This window comes from Lactiplantibacillus songbeiensis, assembly GCF_005405125.1.
Classification (GTDB): domain Bacteria; phylum Bacillota; class Bacilli; order Lactobacillales; family Lactobacillaceae; genus Lactiplantibacillus; species Lactiplantibacillus songbeiensis.
The window spans coordinates 1-24,086 of record NZ_BJDL01000032.1 but is presented as its reverse complement, the minus strand read 5'-3'; the positions used below and the strand labels follow the sequence as shown (position 1 = coordinate 24,086).

The 24,086-nt window shown below is 45.3% G+C and carries 19 protein-coding genes; 7 read left to right on the top strand and 12 right to left on the bottom strand.

Annotated features, from left to right (window positions below; translation table 11 throughout):
• Nucleotides 1–14 precede the first annotated feature (14 nt).
• The 6 genes from coaA to helD all read right to left on the bottom strand — a co-directional run bounded on the left by coaA (nt 15) and on the right by helD (nt 9,630).
• Nucleotides 15–938 (bottom strand): type I pantothenate kinase, encoded by a 924-nt coding sequence (gene coaA, locus FFM77_RS12295; RefSeq protein ID WP_137636061.1) that lies wholly within the window; start codon nt 936–938, stop codon nt 15–17.
• 763 nt (nt 939–1,701) lie between these two features.
• Complete coding sequence (locus tag FFM77_RS12290) at nt 1,702–2,745, bottom strand: WxLIP family cell surface protein (protein WP_137636060.1); 1,044 nt, start codon at nt 2,743–2,745, stop codon at nt 1,702–1,704.
• 65 nt (nt 2,746–2,810) lie between these two features.
• Entirely contained in the window at nt 2,811–3,437 is a 627-nt protein-coding gene (locus FFM77_RS12285) for a WxL domain-containing protein (protein ID WP_137636059.1), read from the bottom strand.
• On the bottom strand, nt 3,434–3,796 hold the full coding sequence (locus tag FFM77_RS12280; protein ID WP_223876839.1) for an EF2685/EF0750 family sortase-dependent surface protein: 363 nt from the start codon (nt 3,794–3,796) through the stop codon (nt 3,434–3,436). The genes FFM77_RS12285 and FFM77_RS12280 overlap by 4 nt, the downstream gene beginning before the upstream one ends.
• Before the next feature lie 103 nt (nt 3,797–3,899).
• Nucleotides 3,900–6,617 carry a BspA family leucine-rich repeat surface protein gene (locus FFM77_RS12275; protein ID WP_137636057.1) on the bottom strand — a complete coding sequence of 906 codons (2,718 nt, stop codon included), beginning with the start codon at nt 6,615–6,617 and terminating at the stop codon, nt 3,900–3,902.
• A gap of 706 nt (nt 6,618–7,323) precedes the next feature.
• Nucleotides 7,324–9,630 (bottom strand): RNA polymerase recycling motor HelD, encoded by a 2,307-nt coding sequence (gene helD, locus FFM77_RS12265; RefSeq protein WP_137636056.1) that lies wholly within the window; start codon nt 9,628–9,630, stop codon nt 7,324–7,326.
• Between the two features lie 871 nt (nt 9,631–10,501).
• Between helD and FFM77_RS12260 the strand changes: the two genes are divergently transcribed.
• The 5 genes from FFM77_RS12260 to FFM77_RS12240 all read left to right on the top strand — a co-directional run bounded on the left by FFM77_RS12260 (nt 10,502) and on the right by FFM77_RS12240 (nt 16,034).
• Nucleotides 10,502–11,140, top strand: a complete 639-nt coding sequence (locus tag FFM77_RS12260; protein ID WP_137636055.1) for a DedA family protein — start codon at nt 10,502–10,504, stop codon at nt 11,138–11,140.
• Nucleotides 11,141–11,372: 232 nt separating this feature from the next.
• Entirely contained in the window at nt 11,373–12,296 is a 924-nt protein-coding gene (locus FFM77_RS12255) for a GrpB family protein (protein WP_137636054.1), read from the top strand.
• An 18-nt stretch (nt 12,297–12,314) separates the two neighbouring features.
• Complete coding sequence (locus FFM77_RS12250) at nt 12,315–14,171, top strand: cation:proton antiporter family protein (RefSeq protein WP_137636053.1); 1,857 nt, start codon at nt 12,315–12,317, stop codon at nt 14,169–14,171.
• Between the two features lie 541 nt (nt 14,172–14,712).
• A complete protein-coding gene (locus FFM77_RS12245; protein WP_137636052.1) occupies nt 14,713–15,369 on the top strand; it encodes a histidine phosphatase family protein in 657 nt (218 codons plus the stop codon).
• 11 nt (nt 15,370–15,380) lie between these two features.
• A complete protein-coding gene (locus FFM77_RS12240) occupies nt 15,381–16,034 on the top strand; it encodes a histidine phosphatase family protein (protein ID WP_137636051.1) in 654 nt (217 codons plus the stop codon).
• Nucleotides 16,035–16,319: 285 nt separating this feature from the next.
• Here FFM77_RS12240 and FFM77_RS12235 read toward each other — a convergent pair whose 3' ends face one another.
• Complete coding sequence (locus tag FFM77_RS12235) at nt 16,320–16,634, bottom strand: DMT family transporter (protein ID WP_137636050.1); 315 nt, start codon at nt 16,632–16,634, stop codon at nt 16,320–16,322.
• A 141-nt stretch (nt 16,635–16,775) separates the two neighbouring features.
• A complete protein-coding gene (locus tag FFM77_RS12230; RefSeq protein WP_137636078.1) occupies nt 16,776–17,213 on the bottom strand; it encodes an NUDIX hydrolase in 438 nt (145 codons plus the stop codon).
• 87 nt (nt 17,214–17,300) lie between these two features.
• Between FFM77_RS12230 and hflX the strand changes: the two genes are divergently transcribed.
• Complete coding sequence (gene hflX, locus FFM77_RS12225) at nt 17,301–18,587, top strand: GTPase HflX (protein WP_137636049.1); 1,287 nt, start codon at nt 17,301–17,303, stop codon at nt 18,585–18,587.
• Nucleotides 18,588–18,670: 83 nt separating this feature from the next.
• Here hflX and FFM77_RS12220 read toward each other — a convergent pair whose 3' ends face one another.
• The 3 genes from FFM77_RS12220 to FFM77_RS12210 form a co-directional block, all read right to left on the bottom strand.
• Nucleotides 18,671–19,228: a biotin transporter BioY gene (locus FFM77_RS12220; RefSeq protein WP_137636048.1), complete on the bottom strand. Its 558-nt coding sequence runs from the start codon at nt 19,226–19,228 to the stop codon at nt 18,671–18,673.
• A 166-nt stretch (nt 19,229–19,394) separates the two neighbouring features.
• Complete coding sequence (locus FFM77_RS12215) at nt 19,395–19,736, bottom strand: MmcQ/YjbR family DNA-binding protein (RefSeq protein WP_223876841.1); 342 nt, start codon at nt 19,734–19,736, stop codon at nt 19,395–19,397.
• Nucleotides 19,729–20,673 (bottom strand): zinc-binding dehydrogenase, encoded by a 945-nt coding sequence (locus tag FFM77_RS12210; protein WP_137636047.1) that lies wholly within the window; start codon nt 20,671–20,673, stop codon nt 19,729–19,731. Before FFM77_RS12210 ends, FFM77_RS12215 begins: the two co-directional genes overlap by 8 nt.
• A 91-nt stretch (nt 20,674–20,764) precedes the next feature.
• Here FFM77_RS12210 and FFM77_RS12205 point away from each other — a divergent pair, with 91 nt between their 5' ends.
• Nucleotides 20,765–21,571 carry a MerR family transcriptional regulator gene (locus tag FFM77_RS12205; protein WP_137636046.1) on the top strand — a complete coding sequence of 269 codons (807 nt, stop codon included), beginning with the start codon at nt 20,765–20,767 and terminating at the stop codon, nt 21,569–21,571.
• Nucleotides 21,572–22,227: 656 nt separating this feature from the next.
• On the opposite strand, the gene asnS is transcribed toward FFM77_RS12205, so the two are convergent.
• Entirely contained in the window at nt 22,228–23,619 is a 1,392-nt protein-coding gene (gene asnS, locus FFM77_RS12200) for an asparagine--tRNA ligase (protein ID WP_137636045.1), read from the bottom strand.
• Between the last annotated feature and the right edge of the window lie 467 nt (nt 23,620–24,086).

The following is a 24,086-nucleotide window of genomic DNA, read 5'->3' as shown; positions in this document are numbered from 1 at the left end:
AAATTCTTAGCGACCTAATACTTGCGGAAGTAGACCGCATCAATTAAATGGTGCGCGACTTTGTGCAAAATCAAATCCGCACGATTCCGGGTCGGCAAGATATAATCATTCAAGTTTTTCAAATCCACATCTTCCCAGACCCGTTTCGCCATTTCAATCGCTTCACCGTGGTCGCCAATCGCCCATGGGTAGAAATAGTTCTTCGGATCTTGAAAGGCAGTCGTCATCAAGGCTTCAAACCGATCTAAGTACCAAGTTTCAATCAAGTCTGGGTCCGCATCGACATACACGGAAAAGTCCGTGAAATCACTGATATAAATATGTTGATTCGTCGGCAATTGTAAGACGTTAATCCCTTCGACAATTAAAATGTCCGGATGAGTAATCACATTAAAGCGATTCGGCACGATATCGTATGTCTGGTGCGAATACACCGGCGACTTTGCGAGTGGCTTACCACTTTTGATGTCATTTAAGAATTGAATCAAGCGCGGCATGTTATAGCTTTCAGGAAAGCCCTTACGTTCCATCAGCTGCATCTTTTTTAATTCGGCATTGGAGTATAAGAAGCCATCAGTCGTAATCAACTGCGTGCGCCGATCCGGATATAAGTATTTAAATAACAATTCCAGCAATCGGGCCGTCGTCGTCTTCCCCACCGCGACACTGCCAGAGACCCCAATGATAAATGGGGATTGTTTATTTTGTCGGCGTAGAAATGACGATTCCGTCTCGCGCCAGGACAAGTAATGTTCGAACTTCGCCTGCAATAAATGGGCGACTGGTAAATAGATTTCACGCACATCTTCGATACTGATGCGGTCATTAAACGCTTTAATTTCATGTAAATTTTCTGCCGTCAACGGCACATGCCCGTTACGGTAAAACTGCTTCCACTGTTCCCGTGAGAAGCGATAGTAGTTGAGTTGCTCTTCCATAGTCTGTCTGCCACCATTACTAAATTAATGGCTTGATTATAGCATAGATTAGCCGGTTCTCTAGGGTAACTTCGGAAAAAGTCACTGCAAATTATCTTGAATCTAACTAGCTTTTACGCCTGCATCTCCTGTAATCCCCCGCACAGATTCTAAAAAAGTACGGCCGATGCATTAACAACAAACATTACGCTTGGTGCTAGTTGGTTTAAATTGTCACTCTGGTTGGTCCAGAATCGGCTGGAACGTGGTGGCCACGTTTATGAGCCACAAAACGGGCTCATAAGCCGAGCTTTGACTCACTTGAGAAAATCACTCGACTAAGTCAAACGACACCACTGAGCCAATTCTGGACCGCCCGACGTTAAGTTATCAGATCTGATAACTTACGGTTGTTCATTTTAGTCAGCTATTTAGCCGAAAGGTTGGTTTCTAAAATGCTCAGCCGTGTCGTTGGCCTTAATGCGAGTGGGCTGCTCGGGATTAGGCCAAGGTCAGTTTTGAAGACCGCCCTTTGGCTTCAAAATGGCCCATGGCGTTCCAGCGTTTTAGGAACCAACCGGCAGGCGGCAATTTCAACTAGCACCAAGCGTCAAACATTGTTAACAAGCACACCATTTTCTTGGAAGTACCCATTTTTCGTCGACCTCACGCTATTCGACAATGACTAATTTGCCGTATAAAAAAAGATTGCCCAATCAAGATGACTTGGCAATCTTTTTTTGCTGTGCTTAAATCAACTAGATTTTTTCTTCACAAATGCCCATTATTTCTTAGCCTTAAGTTGTGCTTCTAAGCGTTTGATTTTTTGTTGCTTACGGTGAATATACCAAGCCACCCACAATAAAATCAGTGTCAACAACCCTAGACTGATCCACAACCACCAATTGACATGGTGTTCAATTACCGCCGTTTTATTGAGCTGCTTAGCACGAGCACTCGTTATTTCAAAGTCTTTCGTAAACGTCCAGTGCTGCTTTTTCGACGTTACAGCCACCTTAGCCGTATACGCTCCCGGCTTTAGCGCATTCCGTCCAACGCGCAATGGTAACTCATAAACTGAGTTAGGCGCAATCTGTCCGTGTTGGTTGACTTGCTTATAACGTACCTGATGACCGCCACGACTATAAATCTTGACATCAGTTTTAACCTGGTTTAAAAAAGCCGCCGTTCGATTTTGCAAGGCTAGACTAATTTGGTTATAACCATTATTTTGTGTCGCATCGATCTTACCCAAAGTCAACCGATTCTTAGCAAGTGGCTGATCACCATGCAACACGACCGCAACCGAATACGCGTATTGATTCTTGATTGCCATCGCGCTTTTACGCTGTTGTCCCGCTGCCTTTTTTAAGAAACTCAACCCACCGACCACGACCCCGTCATACTTATGAGCCGGCATTTTCACTTTGAACGTCACAAGCTTACTCGTTCCTTTAGCCAAAGTCAGCTTATCGTCCGTCGTCGTAATAAGCTGACTCACATTGACCGGTAAATCAATGTTCTTACCCGTAGACGCTGCCTGATATTCAACGACGCCATTAGGATTAGTGGTCGCCGTCGCCACACCAGTATGGACCGTGACTTCTTGCGTGCTCGTATTAGTGATTCTAACCGCAAGCGTGGTCGTCTGATCAGGCTTCAATTTCAAATCATAATATGAAACGGCTTTGTCTACCTGATACTTTGACGCCACCGGTGCGACTTCAAAACCAACCGAATTGGCCGAACCAGACTGTCCCCAACTAAGCATGGCTAACCCGACCAACAATCCGATTCCCCACTGCCACCATCTTTTCATTAACATCATTTTCCCCCTAATCATGATTTGGAAGGTGACATTAACTAGTCCTTCCCCTTTAAGAGCAGTATTTTCTATTCATTTACCGGTGCGGCGTTAAGACTCCAAGTTAAAGTCGTGATGTAACTCCCTTGAGAGCGTGCCGTTGTGCGTGGTACCATTAAGGTTGAGGCTTTAATGTCAGCCACGTTTTTACCATTACCCTTTCCCGTCGGCGCAGCCATCAGCGTTTTATCGCTATTGAGCGCCTCTAAGGAAACACCGTTATTAACGGTTGCATCCGCACCAGTTGTTGAGGCACTTGCATCTAAGACCCCATTCAACGTCAGAATTGCCCCGGTTAACACTTTATTAGTCACAGCAGCTTTATTTTGAAAGGCTTCATTTTGCTTAACCTGTAGACTCCAACCCTCGGCTGTCCCCCGTAAATCCACTACGGAGACCGCAGCCGATTTGTTCGTATTCTCATATTTATCATCCTCAGCGGCAGCTTTAATATCATTCGTCCCAAAATCCAAGCTGGCACCTTTCAAGTCCGTAGCCCCATTATCAATGGTGAGCGAGCCGCCTTTAAAACCAACCGTTCCTTGTGACGTTTGTGGCGTTTGCGGCGTTTGTGGCGTATCCGCAGCATTTGCTGCTAAACCAGATGTTGCGATCAATGCTGCTGAAAATAAAAGTCCTAATAGTGTTTTTTTCATAATAATGAACTCCTCTTTTTTAAGTAAGTAATTAATTGCCAACTAATTAAAATCACCAGTAACCCAATGCCCCCTATGAAGGCACTCAACCACCACTGTTCATTTGTTTGTGGTAACCAGCCGTGCGTCTGATGGGGGCTAGACTGATTATTCTTCGGTTCTGAATGACTGGATTTTGATGTTTCAGTCACGTGTAATTGATCATCGCTAGCACTTTGAGTTGATGACTCAGATTGCCCAGCAAACCGAATCGTCGCCGGGCTATCGGCCGTACTGGCCATACTAACAATTGGTGGTGACACCCACGCCCACAAAAGTAGCGTACTGATGCCAATTATGATGACTCGCCAATACTTCACCAACACCACCCCTTTTCCGTCTCGCTGTTATCTTGCCGAAACCTCATTTCTAATTTTGACTCACCTGCCCAAGCTGATTGATAGTCTACTGACCGAACGTTTATCACCGATTAGGTACGGCTTGATTGAGCGTCCAAGTTACCGTCGTCTGGTACGTATCCGTTAAAACGCGATCAGTGGGGACCTTTAAATACAACGTACCAAGCGGCGTCGTTGACCCAAGTACGTTAACACCCTGATTTGAAACGGTGTGATGATCATTAACAACTAAATTGGAAACACCTGGAATCAATGGCACCTCATTGCCCGTCTGTTGATCTTTATAACTAAGCACCGCTGCTAATGACCGTGCGGACGTTTCTCCCTTAAAGCCGTTAGCCGCAAGGGTTGCAGTTAATGACCAAGTCGAACCCAGCGACCGGTTATCCTGAATCACCAATCCGGTGTCATACGTGGCACCATAATCTTCTGATTGACCAGTAATTGGATTGTTGCCAAAATCGATTGTTTTAGGGGCCGAAACAAACATGAGATTACCAGAGCTGTACGTTAATGTAATGGTTTCATCTTTGTCTTTAAAGGCCCCCCGAACCCCATCAGGTTGATCAGGCTGATAACCTTCAATCTCAATTGGCTTAACATGGTAGTCTTCACCGGTTATACCCGAGATCTTAGTATCCGGCGCCAAGGACTTACCATCGGCGCCCACGTATTTCACCGTAATGGTTTGCCCAGTCGCCCATTCGAATTCACCAACAATATTGGTACCATCGTACTTAGTCATCAAATCAGTCGACGTATACACTTTGTTGTCATTCAGACTATGCCATCTGCCGACGTAGGGTGCTTCATGACTAGGGTCCGGTAATTTCCAGTCAGTACTATTATGGAATTTAAAGCTTTTACCCAACAAAAGTCGTTTAGGTGGCAGCTTTCCACTAAAAGCGTTGGTATAACTTTGGGCATTAGTTGTATTCCAACTCTGCAAATCAAGTTTTTCCAGATTAGTATTTGCAAATGTGGATTCATAATTGGTCACGTTAGCCGTGTTCCAGTTACCAAGATTTAGCGTCCGTAGTCCCGAACACGCCGCAAACATCTGCGAGAAATCAGTCGCCGAACTAGTATTCCAATTAGCGATTGGCAAACTTGTTAACTGAGCGTCACCCAAAAATAGTTGCGTCATGTTAGTCACTTGACTCGTATCCCACTTATCAATCGGCAGCTTTCCCACTTTGGTGACATGTTGAAAAGTCCCCGCCATTGTTGTGACTCTTCCCGTATGCCAATTATCAATTGGTAACGCCGCAACCTGCTGCATTTCTGCAAAAGTAGCATTCATGTTTTTAACATTCTGCGTATTCCAATTCGCGACTGGCAACGTCGTTAGGCTGCTGACCCCTGAAAAAGTCGCACTCATATCCTGAACATTCTGCGTATTCCAATTATCGACTGGCAACGTCGTTAGACGACTCATTCCTGCAAAAGTAGAACCCAGTCTTTCATTGCTTTGCGTATTCCAATTAGCGACCGGTAACGTCGTTAATTTGGCACAATTTAGGAAGGTCGCATCCAACGTAGTCACGTGACTGACATCCCACTTACCAATTGGTAGCGTTGTTAAATTGGTTAAATTGGAAAACGTTCCTTGCATACGCGTTAAATTACTTGTGTTCCAGTTCTCAATTGGCAATGTCGTTAGACTCGTCATTCTGGCAAAGGCGTTATCTAGTGACTCCACCTGACTCGTATCCCAGTTACCAACATTTACGGTTTCCAAACTCGTGTCATTAGCAAAAATGAGTTGCATGTCATAGACACGTCCAGTTTGCCACTTGTCGATTGGCAATGACTTTATATTGGTCAATCCCCTAAAAGTCTTGCTCATTATCGTGACATTCCGCGTGTCCCAATCAGCAACATCCAACATCGTTAATGCCGAGCAGTAGCCAAAGGTATATTGCAAATTTGTCACGCGACTTGTATTCCATTTATCAATGGCAAGTGTCGTTAATGAACTTGCTTTGTAAAACATGTAAGCGAGATTCGTGGCACTCGTCATTTGCCACTGACCGATATTAGCAATATTGGTCAACGCCAAGCAGTCATAGAACATGCCTTCAAAACTCTGAACTTTTGAAAAATTTTGCTGACCGAAATCAACTTGCTGCAAGTGTTGATCTTCTTTGAACAGATACTTTAAGCTAGTCACATTCGAGAGGTCTAAATTGGCTAAACCATCAATATTGGTTAAGTTAACTAACCCTGCAAACAAATAATCGTAACTATTAATGCTGCTGGTCGTAATTCGCCCATCAATCACGACTTTTAAAACCTGAGCCGGACTCTTGTCATTAGCCGTCAACGCTTGGGCAATCCAGCCCTCAGTTGTATTATTTCCAACCGAGCTGCCGAACGAACCACCGCTTAAATGTAACGTTCCGTCTGCATCTAATGTCAGTTTAACAGTGCCGTTAACCATCCCCGTCGCCCGCGTAATGGCTGTTTCTGATTGTTGAACTTTATTAACGCTTTCCTGCGTTGTACTTTCACGACGACTTAATTCCGAATCGCGCTGATCTACCGGTTGCTTCTCCACCTGTGATTCAGATAAGGATTGGGTGGCCTGACGACTAGATGCACTCGATAATTCTGATTTTCCATCTGAAAACACACTTCCAATCGACGACATCGATTGATTAACGCTCGCTTGCGATTGGGGTATCGCAAAAATAGTCGCTTGTGGTTCCAGGTAACTGACCACGCCAATTGTCAACGCTAAACTTAGACCACTCCGGTACCATAATTGCCGACACGACATACGCATCACTCCTTTCAATATATTTGTGTATAAAATTTCCACATCGATTATGTTACATTATTTTAAGTCGGTTAGCGTGACAAAACGTCTTACAAATTTTGCTAAAAATAAAACATTAAATCGTCTTCAAATTAATATTATCAGCATTAATTAAACGGTGTTTACACCATCATGACTATTATAAAATTCGAATTAATCCCAATAGTTTTACCTTATTCAAGATTGGCATTATCATCGTTTGTCGCCTATGTAGTATCAATTATTGCGATTTGAAATTAAACTTTTATCAGTTTCATCAGATTTCAAAGTTCAACTTTATTTCAAATGACCATCCCGATTAAGCAACGCTACCTAAAACAAATTAATTTATTTCAATGATAGCGCTATCTACCACTAGGATTGATTGGTCACATTATGATTACCATCCAATCCTTTTCAAACGTAAAAAAATCTTAAAAATCAAGAATCCGTCTTGGCTCAGATTGACGCTGAACTGGGTAAGATCCGCAACCCTGCAAGCGTCTAACCAAAATTTATCCGGGACAAAACATAAAAGCCGTTCAGAAAAAAATCAGCACAACAACTATCCGAAGACAGTTATCACGCTGATGATTAGTTATGCATTTTTTTGAAATTTCTTAGTACTAATTTTCATATACACCTAATTCTAAAAAAGTCGGCGCAAAATATGCTCCGACTAAATCCATTAAACCGCCGCTTCATTAACGGTATATAAGCTTTGATCTACCCGCGTTAATAACGGTGACAGCTCGCCAACCGCCACGATGGTCAATTCGTGCATCGCTCGTGAGCAAATCGTGTATAACAGTTGTCGTTCATCTTCGCGCTGGTAATTAGCCGCGTTAGCGTTCCAGACGATGACCGCATCAAACTCCAAGCCTTTCGCTAAGAAGGATGGCACCACAATCACACCCGGCGCTAACCGTTGATTTTCAGTCCGAATCAAGGTAACGTGTTCGCCCCGCGCCTTCAACGCCTGGGTCAACCGGTCACATTCCGCTAACGTCTTTCCGATAATTGCCGTCGTATCACGGTCAGAATCGTTCATCGCTAATTGATCAACGACTTGATCGACCGCACTTTCAAAGTCTGCGGTCACCGCTAAGTTCGGTAAGTCGCCCTGGCGATCAAATGCTGTGACAGCTTCACCATTAACTAAGATTTCCTTCGTAAAGTCGGTAATCTGTTGTGTCGAACGATACGACTTCGTTAATTGGACAACCCGCGTCTTTTCAGGATCAAATAACGTTTCGAGTTCGCCAATCAAGGTATGGCTATTTTCTTTCGTGAAGATCGCTTGGTTCAAGTCCCCTAACATCGTGAAGCGCGCTTGTGGAAAGCTGAACTTCAAGAAGGCCAGTTGAAAGGCATTGTAATCTTGAATTTCATCTAAGAAGACAAAGCGAATCTCACGTTGGCCTTTGCGTCCGGTCATCAAGTCATGCAAGTACATATAGGCCGACACGGTTGTTAATGAAATGTGGCGGTCTTTAATCGCCGCTAACTTGGCTTCGACCGCGGCATCCCAATCGTCACGACTGATACCATACTTCTCTAAATGAACTAAGTCAGGCACATGCCGTAAGAAATGCGCATATTGCATGTTAATGCTCAAGAACCGGTTCCGCACAATCTGCGTCCGCGCTGCGCCTAAGCGTTTCATCACAATCTTGCGAGCCAAGAACTTGAACTCTTCATCACCGTTCTTGAATTCCCGTGGTTGATTGCCATAAAAATCATTGAGTTCTTCGCGTGATAAGTCTTGCACGGCATCTTCGACCCACTTTGAACGCATCTCAGCGGCCACTTTACGATTTAAGATTTTGATCAAGGATTCCTTAGTCGCTGACAATCGGTTTCCTAAATGATAGTTTTCATTAAACGAATAATAGATTTCTTTGATCTTATCCCGTGGAATCAGAACTTCACCGTTCAACGTAATGTTACGGAAACGCATGTCAGCTTGTTCCAAATGGGACCCGTACGCCGTGACCGCTTTAAAGAACGCTAAGCTACCTTCCAGCTTCGTAATCTTCGCCATCGCTGGGGTATTTTCAGTCTCAAATCGTTGTTGTAAGGTTTCAACTTGCATATGCGGTAACCGGTAGGACGCATATTGGTAATACGTCATTTGGACCATATTTTGTTCACCCAATTCGGGCAACACTTGGTTAATATAATCATTAAATAATTGGTTTGGTGAGAATAGGATCACTTGACCAGCTGTCAAATTGCCACGATAACGATATAGCAGATAGGCGACTCGTTGTAGGACTGAGGATGTCTTCCCAGACCCAGCGGCCCCTTGCACAAACAGCAGGTCCGAACTAGTATCGCGGATAATCGTGTTTTGTTCCTTTTGAATCGTCGTCACGATACTCTTCATCTTCGTATCTGACTTTTCATCAAGGACTTCGAGCAACATTGAATCGCCAACCGCTTCATCGGTATCGTAGACAGTCACGATCTGACCATCTTCAATCATCAATTGCCGCTTTAACTTCACGTTAACAGCTTGTTGCCCATCCGGCGTCTGATAAGTCACATTTCCCAGACCACCATCATAGTAGATACTCGAAATTGGCGCCCGCCAGTCATAGATCAAGAAATGGTCGGGACTATCTGAAAATGAACTAAGCCCAATGTAAATGGTTTCGGTGGCAGGTTCACCGTGTTCATGAAAGTCCAGTCGGGCAAAGTAAGCATTCTTTTCCAGCTTCTTCAACGTGGACAGTTGCTTGGTGGCATGTTGCCAACTATTTTGACGTTCATCCAGCATTTGTTGTTGTTGCCGGACGGACAGCCCGGTTTCCATCATCCCTTCATAACTGTCGGTCTTGATATTGACATCATTATAAAAATTCTGTTTAATATCGGCTTGATCGTGTTCCGAACGTTCGATGGTTTGGCTTTGCTTGCCCTCTTCCACACGAATCTTCGCTACCACATCATCCAGGTGCGCTTGTTCAGCAGCTTTAATCGACTTAGTCATTAGCGTCCTCCATTCATAAATATCGAACAATAATTATAGCCCTTTCAGCGCGTAGACTCAATCAATAAGCCATGTTCATGTGCTTTTGTAAGGTGGATAGCCGGAATTGGTTTTAATTGCCGCTGCGGTTGGGCTGGATTGACGCTGGATCGTGGTGGCCACGTTTGCGAGCCAAGAGTGTGAGGTCCAACGGGTTGCTCCTGAGCATTGCCTAGCTATGTCGAATACTCGGCGCACTTCCGAGTAGTTGACATGGCGTAGCAAGCACAGGGAGCAGTTGGGCCGAACACGTTTCAGCAAGTCAAACGACACCACTGAGCGTCATCCAGCCCGCCCTGCGCTTACGACTACGTTCATTGAAGATTATGTTTAAAAATAAATCAAGATGCCTGCCAACTTATTATATGTAGCTGATTACTTTGATCAGGAAGGTTTAACCTATCTTAAAATCAGCTATGATGCCTGGGACTTGTGACAATGCCTACCGGTTAACTTCTAACGCGTTGGAACACCAAGATCAACGACACAACTAAAACAACTGGTGAAACATAATCGTTCAGTTATAAAGACCCGTTCATTAACGACGGGCGGACCAGAATTGGCTCAGTAGTGTCGTTTATCTTAGTTGGTGATTTTCCAACTTAGATAACCCCTGGCTTGTAGAAGACCGCCCTGAGCTTCAAAACACGTCCACCATGTTCCGGCCGATTCTGGTCCAACCAGAGTGGCTCCCAACGCTAACCCCTCAACTCCTAAACTTTTATTAACGATACTTGTGCTTTCATTAAGTCGCCCAAAAAGTTACCGCTTACATCTAGTATTCTGACCGGCAGACGCCTAAAATAAAGTTAACAAGGTGGAGGTGCTTCCGTTGGCCAATGTACTCGAAATTTTAACCCATTTAGAACAATTTATCGTACCCCTATTAACTACGCTCGGTAACTGGAGTTATATCATGTTATTCGCCGTAATTTTCTTAGAGACTGGCATGGTGATTTTCCCGTTTTTACCTGGTGAATCACTGATTTTCTTAGCCAGTACGATGGCCGCGACCCATACTAGCTTAGATATTCAAGTACTGGTGCCGGTCTTCTTCATCGCCGCTGTGATTGGTGATACTGTCAACTTTGAAATTGGGCGTCACTTGATTCGGCTACCATGGCTGCAACGCCATCTGCCACATGACAAGCAACTTAAAGCCCAACATTTCTTCAGTAAATATGGCTCAAAAGCCGTCATGTTTGGCCGTTTCGTCCCATTAATTCGGACATTTGTGCCATTATCAGCGGGGGCCGCTAAGATGCCACAAAAATCCTTTGCGCTTTGGAATCTACTCGGCGTTGGGATTTGGGTCACGGTTGGTAGCTCATTGGGCTATTTCTTTGGCTCGATTGATTTCGTTCAGGACCACCTGTCGTTATTCTTCTTAGGCATTCTGGCCTGCGCGCTTATTCCAGCCACGTTGATCACGTTATTTAAAACACTACGACGACGCCATTCCGTCGTTTAACAATTGAATTTAATTTGGGAACGTTAGTGAGTTTGATTGCTGGCGTTTTTTTATTATATCGAGTCTCTTTTGTTACTTTTAAGCGTAACATCACTAGTGAGACACCCTATGAACAATCCTCATAACTAAAAACAATCCTGATTTTTCCTGAAACTCATGCATTTTCTTTCAAAATTCGGCTAAGAAGTGTATCCTTTCTTAGGATTACCACTATTCGGAGGTGTCATGATCAATGCAGTTAGTCTCATATAATCCCAACTGGCGCCACCAAGCTGACCAGTTGCAACATCAATTTCACGATCAAGCCTGGCTTAAAGCCAGCAGTCATATCGGCAGTACCGCCATGCCGAAAGTTTTAGCCCGACCGATTATCGATATCGCGCTATTAGTCACCGACCTAACCGCCGCGACTGACGCGATTCACGGTCAACCAGTACCGGGACAAGCTCAGACCATCCAGCTAACCGTGGCGGGACAACCGTTTCACTTGCACTTATGTCTGGATGACGGCGGCTACCAAACCTTGATTAACTTTCGCGATTATTTGAATGCGCATCGGACCGACAGTCGCAAATACACCGCGGTTCGCCAAGGCTTATCCGCTGACGCCCACTATTACGCCGCTAAAGCTGACTTTGTCGCCGGAATTAACGACAAAGCTGCCGACTGGTTACAGACGAAGGGCCAACATGAACACCACGACCGCACTGTCCGCGCTGAATTGGTCAACATGTGCCTGATTCTCAATCCGGCTACTCAAGAAGTCGTTGTTGAGAATAAAATCGATGCCCAATGGACTGGTTTGACTTTTCCTGGCGGTCACGTTGACCCCGGCGAATCGCAAGTCCATGCTATGCGCCGCGAAGTCTACGAAGAAACCGGCCTGACCGTCAATCATTTAAAACTAGTAGGCACGGTCACTTGGGTCGAAAACGAGGCCGGTGATGTCTCGCTGGGCACGCTCTATACCACGACCGACTTTAGCGGCGACTTGTTAGCCGGCTCCTATGAAGGCGCCATTAGCTGGCAGCCACTCGCAAGTCTAACGCCTGATAAGCTAGCCCCGAGCGTGGCGGAATTGTTACAAGTCTTTACCAACCCAGATATCAACGAAGCTTTTTGGGGCGCCAACGATACGCAGTTAAACTTGTCTTAACGAATTGAGGGAACAATTATGGATCAAGTATCATTAGTCATTATTTTATTTGCCGCTTTGCTAGTCCCACTAGTGATGGCAAAATTCAAGATCAACAGCTTGCCGACTGCCGTGATGGAGATCATCATTGGTATTATCCTCGGCCCAAGTCTACTCAACATCGTCTCAATGACCAGTTCCATCTCCCAATTATCAACGATTGGCGTCATTGTCTTACTGTTCTTAAGCGGACTTGAAATCGACTTTAGTTTGTTCAAAAAACGGCGGACTGCTTTGACCCCGTTGGAAGCAAAGCAAGCCGGTAACTTACCGAAATACTCACCGGTCCGTTTGTCAGTCTATGCATACACGACGATTGTCGGGTTATCATTACTATTGGCTGCCGCCTTCAAAGTCGCCGGCCTCTTCAGTGATTTCTGGTTAGCGACGATTTTATTTGGCACGATTTCACTCGGCATTGTGATTGCTGCGTTAAAAGAAAAAGAACTCTTAAGTAAAGCCTTTGGGCAAACGGTGCTCCTAATCTCAGTTTTCGGGGAATTGATTCCGATGATGGGCTTGACGCTCTACGCCTCGGTCTATGGGAGCGATTCGCAAAGTTTGTGGTTACTCCTCTTAATCTTGGCAGTCGCCGCGGTCTTATTATTGCGGTTCAAACCGTTCTTCCGTTTCTACCAAAATATCAATAAATCAACAACCCAATTAGATATTCGCTTAGCATTCTTCTTAATCGTTACCATGGTCACCGTCGCCGAATCCGTTGGGGCGGAAAATATTCTAGGCGCTTTCGTGGCTGGGATTGTCTTGAAGCTCCTCCAACCTAGCGAAAGCACGCGCGAACGTTTGGATTCGATCGGCTACGGCTTCTTTATTCCAATCTTCTTCATCTCGACTGGGGTTGATTTGAATCTACGGACCTTATTAACCAGTGGCAAAACGTTGCTTTTAATTCCACTGTTCTTCTTAGCTTATATGATTGCTAAGATTGGCGGTCTCTGGGTCTTGAAGTTACGCTTCAAACAAGCCAATGCAATTGCCGGAACCGCCTTAACTGCGACGACAATGACGATGGTCTTAGCCGTCTTACGCGTGGCCAAGTCGATGAAGACGATTACCGCTGATCAATCCGGCGCGTTTTTACTGGCAGCCCTCTTGACATGTATCGCCTCACCGTTAATTTTTAACAAATTCTATTCAGCGGAAAAAGAAGACTTAGTCAAGACAGCGGTGCACTTTATCGGCGCCAACCTCAGTACCGTCCCCGTCGCCCAGCAGCTGCGAAAAGGCTGGTACGACGTGCATATGTATACGAACCATCCGCAAAACTACAAGACATACCACGCTCAAGCGCCGGTGGAATTGATGGAAAACTTTACCGCCCAAGACTTGGAAGATCACGGGGTCTTTGATACCGACATCTTAGTCCTGGGTCATATCGATGCCGAACGTAATTACGAGTTGGCCAAAGCCGCCCATAATTATGGGGTTCGCCGAATCATCGTGCGCTTTGAAGACCGCAATGTCTTGAATGAACACGAAGATGAACTACGTGAACTCGGTATCGAAGTTTACAACACGCCAGAAGCTAACATCACGTTACTGCGCTCATTGATCGAGTCCCCATCGACCTTACTCATGTTGCAGCATACCGAAAACAGTATCTACGAAGTCCGCGTAGTCAACCACTTATACACCAACGTACAGATCAAGAACTTGCAGTTTGCTAAGGACATTACAATCAGTCAGGTTATCCGCAATCGCCGGATTATCGTGCCTAATGGGAGTACGACCATTCAGTATGGCGACCGATTAATCTTCACGGGAAGCAAGCAGGATGCACCACGGATTCGCCAAGCTTTGGCAACGGCTAATTAAACTTGGTTGCCACTCTGGTTGGCCCAGAATCGGCTGGAACGTGGTGGCCGCGTTTGCGAGCCAAAGTTCGGTCTCGCAAGCCGGGCTTTATCTAAGTCGGAAAATCACCGACTAAGATAAACGACACCACTGAGCCAATTCTGGCCCGCCCGGCGTTAACTAAATTGAACTATTTATCAATGGTCGGCAATATTAACGATGAGTTGTTTGCTGACTATCCAATATGAATTAACAAACGGTGTCACTAGCCCAATCATTCGGTTAGCGACACCGTTTGTTTTAGTATAAATTAATCAGTAACAATTATCTTAGCCGAGAGGAGGCCTCACAAAATGCTCAGCCGTGTCGTTGGTCTTAGTCTGAGTGCTTTTCTCAGGCTTAGACCAAGGTCATCTTGGAAGACCGCCTTTTAAGGCTTCCAAATGACCCACCGCGTTCCAGCATTTCGTAAGGCATCTGGTAAGCGGAAACTTTTACCAGCGTATGATAGAATAGTAGAGTTGGAATTGACTATTACAGTATTCAAATAAGGAGTCCCAAAATGTCCACTTTTTCAGTTTACATGATTCGTCATGGTCAAACTTATTTTAATAAATACCGCCGAATGCAAGGCTGGTGTGATTCACCGCTGACTACTGTCGGTGAACAAGATGCCATCAACGCCGGTAAGATGTTGCAGGACGTCACTTTTGACGCCGCTTATGCTAGCGATATGCCACGGGCCATGAACACCGCCAAGTTGATCTTGCCGAATAGTGGTAACGCCGACTTAACGGTCACGCCAATGCCCGCATTTCGGGAAGCCTTCTATGGCTACTTTGAAGGCGATGATACGTCGCAGACTTGGTTCGAAATCGGCGCCCCCCATCAAGCCCCAAGCCTTTCTGATATCATTGAAAAATATGGCATTCACAAAGCTAAGGATTTCGCTAAAGAAGCTGATCCGTTCCACCAAGCGGAAAACAACGCTGAATTCTGGAAACGGGTTAACGGTGGCTTAGCTGAATTACGGCAACAGGCCCATGATGGTGATAAAGTCTTACTCGTCAGTCATGGCAATACGATCTACAGTATCGCCGCTGAAGTTGCTAACTTAACATCGCCAGCTCGGCCCCAAAATGGGAGCGTCACGAAGTTCACGATTACCGACGACACCATCACTTTGGACTATCTCGGTAAAAAAGATCACATCGAATAATAGGAGTAATCATGTCAAAATTTTCAATTTATCTCGTCCGGCACGGCCAGACTTATTTTAACCTCTACAATCGGATGCAAGGCTGGTCTGATTCACCGCTAACTGATAACGGCAAAGCTATCGCCACCAAAGTTGGTCAAGCACTAGCCGATGTCAACTTTAGCCATTACTATTCTAGTGATTCCAAGCGTGCAATGGACACCGCTACCCTAATCAAAGCGGCCGCCAATCACGCTGATGAACCGTTAACGTCGCTCGCCAACTTTCGGGAAGTCTTCTACGGCTACTATGAAGGTGACGATTGCAGTCGCGTCTGGTCACTGGTCGGTAAGCAATACAATGTGACCAGCTTGCACGAACTGCTCGCCCACATCAAGATCGAACAGACTCGTGACATGATGAAAGCCATTGATCCGATGCACGAAGCTGAAGATAACGCCACTTATTGGCAACGGCTCAACGGCGGCTTCGATTACTTAAAAGCCCATCATGACCATGGTGAAAAAGTACTCGTCGTCTCACATGGGACAACAATTCGAAGTATTGTCTCCCACTTTGGCCCCGATATCGACATTACCACCGGGCCGAAAAACGGCAGTCTCACCCGCTTAGATGTCGATGGTGATGATATTAAAGTTGTTAGTTATGCCCAGGATTTAATTTAGATTTAGTAATCGCGTTACCGATAATTGGTAGCGCGTTTTTTTAGACATCGTTCATCATATACACTTTTAATGACTAAATTCTATCTACTACCATTAAACAGCATACTCGTTGACTACTATTTAGCGCAGGTTGGGCTGGATGATGCTCAGTGGTGAAATTTCACTTGGTTGGATGGGCTTTCCGACCTAGTAAAAGCCCGGCTTGCGAGACCGCACTTTGGCTCGCAAACGTGGCCACCACGTTCCAGCGTCAATCCAGCCCAACCGGAGCGTTTTTACCCGTCGCTAGCTCGTCACTTTAATGCCGATAATCCCAATAATCAGCATCGCAATAAAGACCCACGTCATCGGCGCAATGGGCTCCTTAAAGAATACCAGCCCCACAAGAATCGCCCCGACTGCGCCAATTCCAGTCCAGATGGGATAAGCGATACTTAACGGCAAGTGTTTCGTTGCTAACGCTAAAAAACCGAAGCTTAAAATCATCCCGATCACCGTGGCAACCGCATAACCTAAGTGACTAAATCCATTACTCAACTTCATCATCGTTGCCCAAGCCACTTCAAACAACCCGGCAACTACTAAATAAATCCATGTCATGCTCATTTCCTCCTAAATAAAAAGCCGGCCAACGATTGCCAACTTCCGCAATGACCTATGGAAGTTGACGCACGCTGTCCGGCGACAGTTATTATTTAATTAATACCCTTACTCTAGCAAATTTAAAATTACCCGTCAAGTTCACAGACTTGACAGCATGTAAGCCGTTAAAGGGGTCAACGCTGACGGCAGTTTGGCTGGGTCAAAGTACTTGGCCTGCGATGTTTCATCAGTGGCAGTTACCAATTGCCCCCCAGCAACCTGCCCGCGATACAAGATCGTCACGCTGTCGATTACATCCCCATTCGGATAGACATAATGCATCTTCGGCCCACTGTACACGTTGACTAATCGCAGGTCGGCCACCGTTAAACCAGTTTCCTCACGTAATTCACGTTGGGCCGTTTGGACGGTGGTTTCACCCGGTTCCGTGGAACCAGCAGGCAACCCCCACTGGTTATTGTCAGTCCGCTTAACTAACAATAATTGCCCAGCCGGATTAGTCGCTATCACCGCAGCGCCGATCACCACGAGTGGTTGATGCCCTACTTTTTGCCGTAAGTCTAAGACATATCCCAATCTTATCACTCCCATAATACTCACATCATTAATATTTCGATGCGCCATGTTATACTTAAACTACTATAACATGAGGAGCGTGATTGAATGTCCGAAACATTTATCCAACCAGTCATTATCGCCGGCATGAACAAAACCGTCGCCAACTATGACTACGCGATGTCAGAGCTAGAAGCGTTAGTCGAAGCGAACCACATGGAAGCGGCTTTACGCATCGATCAAAACTTAGAAAAACCCAATCCTGCGACTTTCTTCGGTAAAGGGAAAGTTGTCGAAATTAAAGAAATGGCGGAAGCCAAGGAACTGAACATCATGATTGTCAACGCTGATTTGACCCCTAGTCAGATTCGGAACTTAGAGACCGAGACTGGATTACAAATCATCGACCGCACAGGATTGATTTTGGAAATTTTCGGTAACCGCGCTCGTAGTAAAGAAGCCAAGTTACAAGTTAAGATTGCCCAATTACAATATCAATTACCACGTTTACGGACTAGCATTTCTAACCGGCTGGACCAACAAGCCGGGGCCGCTGCTGGTGGTGGCGGGGGCTTTACCAACCGTGGTTCTGGTGAAACCCAACTTGAATTAAATCGTCGGACGATTCAAGATCGGATTAGCCACGCCAAGCATGAACTAAAGGAATTGAACAAAGATGAAGAAGTTCGCCGGGCACAACGTGATAAGGCCGGGCTACCAAACGTCGCATTAGTCGGCTATACCAACGCTGGGAAGTCAACAACGATGAACGGCTTAGTCAAGCTCTTTGGTAAGGGTGAAGATAAGCAAGTCTTTGAAAAGAACATGCTGTTCGCCACCTTGGATACCAGCATTCGCCAATTGACTTTTCCTGATAACAAACAATTGTTATTGAGTGATACCGTTGGGTTTGTCAGCAACTTGCCGCATAACTTGATCAATGCTTTCCGTTCGACCTTATCTGAGGCCGCTAACGCTGACTTATTGATCCAAGTCATCGACTATGCCGACCCACATTACAAGGAAATGATGGCGACGACGGAAGAAACCTTAAAAGCAATCGGCGTCCACGATGTGCCAATGTTGTATGCCTACAACAAAGCCGATCTGACTGAAGCTAATTATCCGAACCAAACCGATGACCAATTGATTTACGCGGCTAAGGATGGAAAATCCATTCAAGTGTTGACCAAGATGATCAAAGCGAAAGTCTTCAAGGATTACATCACGACGACCCTCTTGATTCCATTCAATGATGGTGATGTGGTGGCTTACTTGAACGACCATGCCAATATTTTAAAGACTGATTACTTGGCTGACGGGACGCAACTCACCGTGGAACTGAACGCTGTTGATGCCCAACGCTATGCTAAATATATTGTCACCCCAGCTTAAGCTGATAGGTTAACTAAAGCTACTCATGATAAGCGGATTGCTTGTCATGAGTAGCTTTTTTGAGTGCTAAAAAACATAGCCCATCATTTAGTTTCAAAATGTAAGATGCCTTGCAACCGTAATTGTAACCATGCTGCCAAAGCGGCTTTGACCATATCCAAGGGCACAAAAGCTGCCGCCATCTTCAAGCCGTTTACCCAGCTTAAATGACTATAGTAAGCTAACGAAAAACTGCCAAAAAAGTTAATACACAGGGCGCCACCGATGACATAGACAATAAACAACTGCCAGAAGTGCTGAGTTCCAAGCCAGCCTGATAAACTGCTAATGACTGGCACACAAACTAGATAACCTAACAAAAAGCCACTACTGGGACTTAAGAAAACCGCCGCACCCCCACGACCACCAGCTAATAAAGGTAGCCCAGCGAAAGCCAATAATAAAAAGAGGCCATTCGTCAACAGACCTACCTTCTTTCCCAGTAGGCTCCCGGCTAGCATAATGACCATATTTTGTAGCACGACCGGCACCCCCAATCCGGGGATGGGTAATGCAAACATGCCTGAAACAATAATTAGTGCTAAGAATAAACCCATTTGGGTAATCGTGCGTGATGTCAGCGGTACCGTTGATTTGTCCATTTAACTCACTCCTAAGTTGTTAACCTTTATTTGTTTATTGGTTAACAACAAAATAACATACTTTTTTAACAGCGACAATTCCTTTTGTGAATAAAAACAATTTAAGCACACAAAAAGTAGCTAAAACGCACTATGCTACAAGTTTTAGCTACCTTAAATTTAATTCTTAACGCGTCAACCGCGCGCTTTCCCTAATAATATTTTTCAATTCGACAGTTGAAACTACCGTCACGTTAACCTTAATCGTCGTCCAATATCGGTTATTCAGATGACGCCCCGGTTCGACGCCCGCTGATAAGCGCAATGCTTCATTTTGAGCCGGCGTTAATTTAACATCAATCAACACTTGCCCATCCTGGGTATAGACCATCGCGATGATTTTACCATTACGATGGTGCTTAATGACTGAGAAAATAACCGTTGCCTTTTGACCAGGCCGATTAAATGGAAAATCCAGATACCCATCCGTCTGGGCAAGCACCAGCTTAATCAGGTCATTTTCAGTCATTATCCACAATGACTTGACCCAATTCACGGCTCGCCATCACATATTCATGCGCTGCCACGATATCTTCAAGTTTAAAGACCCGTGCAATTGGGATTGAAAGATGATACTGATTGATCAATTTGAACATTTCATCAATCAGCGATTGCTGAACGTCCGTGGAATCAAAGACGGTTAACGTCTTGCCGGCCAACGTGAAAGGATTGAAGTTCTTAACAACCCATTCGCCCGCTAACAAGCCAACTAAAGAAACCCCGCCACCAGGATTCAGATGGGCAATCGAATTTGTTAACGTGACCGTCCCGACTAGATCAATGATCCCATCGAACTGTGCATCCGTATCCAATTGATTACCAACATCTAACACCGCTTGATCCGCGCCATTATCGATCAGTGCGGCTAATTGCGGTTGCCGGCGCGTTGTGGCTGTAACCGTTAAGCCCATGACTTTGGCTAACTTGATTGCCGCTAGCCCAACTGCACTTGTCCCACCACGAACTAATAACGTTTGACCTGCTTTTAACTTTAGTGAGTCAATGGCCCCCATTGCCGTGTAAAAGTTTTCTGGGTATTGCGCTAAGGTCACCCAATCACCATCGAAATCAACCGGATATAGATTCACATCATCGACCAACGCATAATCTTGATAACTGCCATCGACTTCTCGACCAAAGCCGCCCATCATCGTCACGACTTTTTGACCAACTTTTAAGGAACTATTGGCTGAAACTTGATCGATCTCACCAACAGCTTCGACCCCAATTACCCGGGGAAACTTAACTGAAGGCGACCCGCCTGCTCGGGTCAAAGCTTCATAGCGATGGACGCCAAACGCATGAATCCGCATCACGGACTGATGGTCAGTTGCCACTGGAATGGGCCGGTTAACTAAGTGCATCACATCAGGATCTCCAGGCTTATCAATAACTACTGCACGCATAAAATCATCCTCCAATTATTTTGCTTTTTCAATAAACTAAGTATAGAGTGTAACGTAACGTTACAGTCAAGTTTTAATTTGAGGTGCTTTGATGTTAACTATTCAGAAATTTGCCCAGTTAGCGGGGACGACCCGGCGGACACTAATTTTTTATGATGAAAAGGGCTTGTTTAAGCCCAAACGGGTCGCTGAAAATGGCTACCGGTATTATGCCTACGACCAACTTTACGAATTGACTTTTATTTTAGAATTACGGCACTTAGGGCTGTCGATTGCTGCCATTCAACAACTAAACAATGACCGGCGGACCAACTCACTAGACACGGACTTAAAAGCTATCTTAGCCAAGATTGATGAACAGATTGACCATTTAAGCATCCTTAAGACAACCTTACAGACGCGCTTTGATCAAGTGACACCAACTGAATCCGTGGCCCGGAATCAGCCATTCATCACCACCGCTCCAGCCACCCAGTTCTGTCGCTCACGCCAATCAGTCGCCTGTACCGAAGCTGAAGTCGCCGAAATCTACACGGACTTTTATGCCCAATTAGGTAAGCTCAAGCTAGTCAACCAGCAGGATTCTGGCTTTTTGACGCAATTACCTCAGAGTGACGCCAACGGTTATCCCACCGCATCCTTTTGTATCTTAAAAGCCATTGATGCCCGTACCGATACGGGAGACCTGCCATTATTGCAAAAGCCGGCCGGTCAATATGTGGCCATCGACACGACTAACGATATGAAAAATATCTGTGTTTCCTTACAGATTTTAGCCGAATACATCCAGAAAAAGCAGCTCAAAATTAGCGACCAACTCTGGCAAATGAACCTGGACGAACAATTCACTAGTAAGGGTGCTTCAGATTTAGTCCGCTTGCAATATCAACTTCAATAACCAATTCTAAGTTAGCGTTTTTTTGCCACTCTGGTTGGCCCAGAATCGGCTGGAATGTGGTGGCCGCGTTTATGAGCCACAGTGCGGTCTCATAAGCCGGGCTTTGACTAACCCGGAAAGTCACCGGCTAAGTCAAACGACACCACTGAGCCAATTCTGGACCGCCCGACGTTAATTAAGTCGATGCTATGAAGCTACCAGTATAATTAGAGGTTAATGTCTAAAATAGTCAACCGTATCGTTGGAAAGTAACCCTTAGCCTAACTAACACCAAGTATTCCGTGAATTTCAATTTAAACACTATCCGAATTGAGACTAATCACTAACTTACCAGTAATCAACATAACCATGACGACCAGATCTACAACGCAAAATCAACCTATTTAGTCAATAATACTAATTCATTAGCTGGCACTCAACTAGCGCAGGGCGGACTGGATGACGCTCAGTGGTGAAATTTGACTTAGCCGAGTGGGTTTCTCGGATTAGTCAAAGCCCGGCTTGCAAGACCGCCCTGTGGCTTGCAAACGTGGCCACCACGTTCCAGCGTCAATCCCGGCCACCCGGAGCGGCAAATTAATCCGAACCCTATCCTTTTCAAAGGATTATGACAAAAAAATTCCCCGCAATAATTGCGAGGAATCATTATTACCTGATTAAAATTCAGCGTTCCCTGGTGTCCGTGGGTAAGGGATCACATCGCGAATGTTTTCCATCCCAGTGACATACATCAAGAGACGTTCAAAGCCAATCCCGAAACCAGAATGTACAGTTTCACCGTACTTCCGAAGTTCCAAATACCAAGCGTATTCTTCGGGTGGCAAGTTGTATTCTTTAATCTTTTCAGCTAATTGGGCCTGCCGTTCTTCACGTTGGCTCCCACCAATTAATTCACCGATTTGTGGCACTAACAAGTCCGCGGCCGCAACCGTCTTACCGTCATCGTTATCACGCATGTAGAATGCTTTGATTTCGCGTGGGTAATCGGTTAAGAACGTTGGCCGTTTATAAACTTGTTCACACAAATAACGTTCATGTTCAGCTTGTAAGTCCAAGCCCCATGAGACGGGCACATCGAACTTAACTGGGGCTTTCTTCAATTCTTCAATCGCCTGCGTATACGTAATCCGCGCGAACTTTTCATCAATCGTGTTGTGTAACCGATCGAGTAAGTGTTCATCAACAGCACCATTCAAGAAATCGAGTTCGTCTTTGGCATGGTCTAATAAGTAACTAACCACATACTTCAGTAATTCTTCGGAGACGGCAATCGTGTCATCCAAATCAGCAAAGGCCATTTCAGGTTCGATCATCCAGAATTCACTAGCGTGCCGAGACGTATGTGAGTTTTCAGCCCGGAAAGTTGGGCCAAAGGTATAAACGTTCCGTAAAGCTAAGGCAAACGATTCAACTGGCAATTGACCACTAACCGTTAAGTTGGTTTCTTTCTTGAAGAAATCTTTGCTGTCATCCACTTTACCGTCGTCCGTCTTTGGTAAGTTGTTCATGTCCAAAGTCGTGACCCGGAACATTTCACCGGCACCTTCACTATCACTGCTGGTGATAATTGGAGTGTTAACGTAGGTGAAACCATGTTCTTGCAAATACTGGTGAATGGCAAAAGCAGCTAATGAGCGAATCCGGAACACCGCATAAAACGTGTTGGTCCGAGGACGTAAATGTGCCATCGTCCGCAAATATTCATACGAATGCTTCTTTTTTTGTAACGGATAGTCGTTATCAGAAGCCCCTTCTAAAGTAATTTTTTCGGCATGAATTTCAAAAGGTTGTTTGGCATCGGGCGTATAAACGACCGTACCTTCAACCCGGATCGTGGAACTTAATGGCAACTTCTTCAAGTCGTCATAGTTATCCAAATCACTTTGCATGACGATTTGGGCATTCTTGATGGTTGTCCCATCACTTAATTCAATGAACCCAACACGCTTAGATCCCCGCACAGTCTTAACCCAACCGGTCAAGGCAACAGTCACGTCTTCGGCGATTTGTTCGCCAGCGAATAAATCTTTAACTAACACTTCCTGCATAATATACCCCTTTCGTGTGGTACAAAAAAGACCCATCATCCCTATCACAAGGGACGAAAGGTCTTTCCGCGGTACCACCCAAATTATTTTTAAATTAAAAATCAACTTTAACTCACGTACTAACATACGCTCCCACTTGATAACGTGGTGGACACGGCTAGGCTTACTCGCTATCTTTCAGCCCGCAACAGCAACGGGGTTATCCAGCATCGGTCACTCGACTAAGCTTGCACTATCCTTAGTTCGCTAAAACGGTGTTTTCGATGTGGCGTTATCCGCTGTTATTGTTTTTAATGATATATAACTATTGTTAGATTAGCACAGAACTGGCTTTGAAACAACCAGAGTTTCAGTTAAACAGCTGACAGCTTCACGGCCATTGCGCGTAACTTGCCACTCTGGTTGGGCCAGAATCGGCTGGAACGTGGTGGCCGCGTTTGGAAGCCAAAGTGCGGTCTTCCAAGCCG